Source organism: Sesame phyllody phytoplasma, from assembly GCF_018390775.2.
GTDB lineage: Bacteria > Bacillota_I > Bacilli_A > Acholeplasmatales > Acholeplasmataceae > Phytoplasma > Phytoplasma australasiaticum.
On sequence record NZ_JAHBAJ020000025.1, the window covers coordinates 1 to 3915 of the forward strand.

Annotated in this window: 3 protein-coding genes; 2 read left to right on the forward strand and 1 reads right to left on the reverse strand. The window is 19.3% G+C overall.

Features of this window, described 5'->3' with window-relative positions; translation table 11 throughout:
• Window positions 1-366, forward strand: a 366-nt coding sequence (locus KHD59_RS02325) for an effector protein (RefSeq protein WP_425326532.1), incomplete at its 5' end; no start/stop codon positions are given.
• A 615-nt stretch (window positions 367-981) separates the two neighbouring features.
• The gene (locus tag KHD59_RS02330; RefSeq protein ID WP_213680332.1) at window positions 982-1320 is read left to right on the forward strand and encodes a hypothetical protein; all 339 of its coding nucleotides are present in this window, start codon (window positions 982-984) and stop codon (window positions 1318-1320) included.
• A gap of 422 nt (window positions 1321-1742) precedes the next feature.
• Here the strand turns inward: KHD59_RS02330 and KHD59_RS02335 are convergent, their stop codons facing one another.
• The gene (locus KHD59_RS02335) at window positions 1743-2738 is read right to left on the reverse strand and encodes a hypothetical protein (RefSeq protein ID WP_193622218.1); all 996 of its coding nucleotides are present in this window, start codon (window positions 2736-2738) and stop codon (window positions 1743-1745) included.
• Window positions 2739-3915 lie beyond the last annotated feature (1177 nt).

Sequence of the window (3915 nt, forward strand, 5' to 3'; positions counted from 1 at the left end):
ATTTTATTAACATTAATGAAAATTTATAATCCAAATAATATTATTATGGCTGCGCCATCGCAAGAAGAAATCATTCAAGGAACTAGAATTGTTAATGTAACTGTAAGTAATATTAATGTTTTAAAAACACATGCTTCATTTGCGCAATACTTTGATTTTAATCAAACATGTCCTTGTTATAACAGTACTGTAGCAGAATTTTGTATTATGTGGAAAATTAAAAATCCACCTACAAATTTATTAGGTGTTTTTTTTGATGAAAGCACTAGAGATGATGAAGATGATAAATATTCTTTAGAAGAATTAAAATATATGGCTAATAATTCTGTTAATATGTTTATTTTTTGGGAATATAAAGAAAAATAATAATTTTTTTATTATCTTATCATAATAAAAATTTATTTTCTAAATTTTAATTTTATTTATGTTAAATTATTAAATAACATGAAGGAATTTAATTATAATCAAGAGAGGACTAAATATTCAATTATCCTAACCAATCACCAGTGCTGATAAACACTAAAAGGATAATAATGGTTCATTCCATGAAAGAATAGTTAATTACAGCAGTTCTTAAAAGTGGATTGTGATAAAGTAGTTATTCCAGATGATTAGTCGCCGCATAATGTTAATCACCTTTATATAGCGAAATCTATCAATATTCATATTAAGAAATTGTCTCGGAAGCAATAGGAATATTTAAATTTAAATTAATATATATAAGATTATTTTTTCCTCTTTTTTGATATAAACAGGGGTTTTTTGGTCTGTAAATAAACTAATTTCGATTCTTATCGAGCTCTTATTTTATAATTTTTAAAAATTTAATTTTTTAAAAATTATAAAAATTAAAGAATAACTTTATTTAGATTAAATATAAATATATTAAAATATCAAGTTTAACAATGTAACTGTATCTTAGAATGTTAAAATTTTTAATTATTATTAAAATTAAAAATTTTAAAATAGAGGTTGAAAAATATGATAAAAAATAATAAACCATTATTGTTGTTTAAATTTATTTTTATTTTAATAGGATTGTTTTATTCTGTGAACTTTTATAATTTAAATGCTGTAGGTACACATATAAATGCTATTATAAACCACAAAGAAGAGCTCGAACAAGAAAAAAAACGATTAATAACTCGTTTAGATAATACCTTTCATGCCAATAATTTAAATGCTCAAGAACGTATAATGCAATTAGACAACCTTCAAAATGATTTACATAATATAATAAATGAGATTAATCACTTGAATTATTTAATTTTATCGAGACATCAATACAATATGATTAGAAATAATCATAATTTAAATTAATTCAGAAATTATTACAATTTATTAAAAAATATTTAATCAAAATAATGGCAATTTCAAATTGGCAATTTTTATTCATAATAGATATGATTCTTTATATTATATTGTCCGCATATTAAATAAAATTAACCGAGAAATTAATATTTTCTCGGTTAATTTATTATTTAATAAAAATTTTATTTTTTATTTTTCTTGTATTTCATTAATTATTATTTGAGATATTTGTTGAGCTAAATATCCTCCATATTGTAAATCCATATTTCATCAGGTACTCAGATTATTTTTATTATCCTTCCGGATAAATTTTTGCTCCTTCGAATACTAAAAAATCACTTTATTCTTGGAACTAATCAATTTAATCTCATTTGAATAGATATCAAATAAAAAAATCTTTTATATTAGTATATCGAAACTATTTCTTATAATTAAGTAATGTCATATAAACATTTAAGATTCGAGATAATTAATTGTTGATATTTTCGATTGTTTTCTTCATAATCTTCAGTTATTATTTGTTGATTTTGCGAAATTTTTTCGATAATTAGTCTTTTTTCAAACAAATCTTGCTCTAATTTAGTAATTTTCGATTTAATAAGTGATAGTTCATTAATAAATGATAATATATCGTTTTGAGTTAAATCTATTTTTTTAGATTTGTCAGGATAATTATCTTCATTTAACCATATCCATTCGGATTTAACTTTTTCTTGATGTAAAAGTTGTTGTTCTAATCTAGCAGCCCTATAAGGATTATGAACTGAAATTTCATGAATTGATGATTTTATACTCTCTAATAAATCTTTATTAGATATAACAAAATTATTATTATTTTTATTCTCATTTAAAAAAGATTCCAATTTAACATTTGGTTTCAATTCATTTATTTGTAAAGATTGACGATATATTTTTGTTTCTAACATTTTAAAACGATCTTTTAAAGATCTAAATTTACAATAAACATCCAAATATTTATTAAGTTCTGCTTTATTTTTATCAATATAAGATTTTTTATTTTTTAAAAATTGATAATTTTGTTTATATTTATTACGAATTGAATTTATTTCGTACATTTCTCTTGACGTTAAATCATCAGGAATATTATCAGTATTTTCTAAAATATAATCTTTTATATTATTAAATCGTGCTGAAGTGATTTTAATTTTATTTATGCCATAACTAAAATGATTTTTCGAACCAAAACCGGATTTTGATTCCAAAATTGTTAGTTCTTCTTGATTATTATGAAGTTCTTCTTGATTATTATGAAGTTCTTCTTGATTATTATGAGAATTTTGAGAATCTTTATAATCAAACCATGATTCTTGCTCATTAAATTTATTATTAATCATTAAAATAATTAATCCTAAAGTAAAAATAATAATAATTATAAATTTTTTGGAAAATTTTTTTTTTAAATGCATTCAGTTAATGTTCTTTCTAGTTATGAATTCAATTATTTTTATTGTATGAAGTAAAATTTAAAACATTAATTTAATTCATGAATATATAAAATACTTAATATTATTATACAATTATTCACTTAAATTTTCATTTGAAAATAATATTTATACAAATAAATTTTAATTAAAATTTATTTGTATAAATAAAATATTTGCATTTTGATCTTTTATTATAATTTGTTTTCTGATATTTATTATAAAAAGTGCAAATAACCCCCTATCTAAATCAAAAAAAATTTGCTAGCATCCGAATTACCCATAATTTATCCTCTTCTTAAGAATAACATCGTGTCACCACTCGTTAGTTTTTTATTAATTATTCAAATAATAAAATCATATAATTTTTATTTTGATCATGAAAAAATTTTCTTCATTTTGAAATAAGAATTTAATTTTAATAAAATTTTATTTTATCAAGATAAAAAAGTTATTTTTGATGATTTATCAACAGTATTTATCAACAGCATAAATATAATTATCAAAAAATTTTAATTATTTATTAAAGAAATTTAATTTACAAAATTGTAAATCTTTTTAATGAAAATTAAATTTTAAAAATTCTAAAAATTAATTTAACTTTTTTCAAATATATTAAAAATGAAAATTTTTTTGGTTATTTATAAAAAAAATATAATTAAATTCTAACAAATATCAAAATAATAATTGATAATAAGCATTTTTTCAAAAACTAATTACAAAGAAACAAGTAATTTTATGAATGGTTTTAGTAATCACTTTTTTTAATATGCAGTTTTTTGAGCATAAGCTAGGAAATCATAACCTCAATCTTGAATAATTATTTAAATCTTTAATTAAGTCCAACAATTTTTTGGAAATAAATCTTCTTTAATTAAAAAAGCAAGGATATAAATTAAAAATTTTTCCAAAAAGATCAACTTTCTTAATTGATCTTGATCATAATTAACAGATTATTAATTTTAATACTCTTAGAGCGAGGTGAGTTAATCTTCTACATAATATAATGATTCGCAATAAACATTATTTATTTTTCCATAAAATATTTATTTACTAAATAAAATCTAATTAAATAATTAATCTTGTTTAGAATTTTTTATTATTATCATTAATATGATTTAAAATTCTTAATTAATAAGAAGTAAAATAAAATATTTATTAG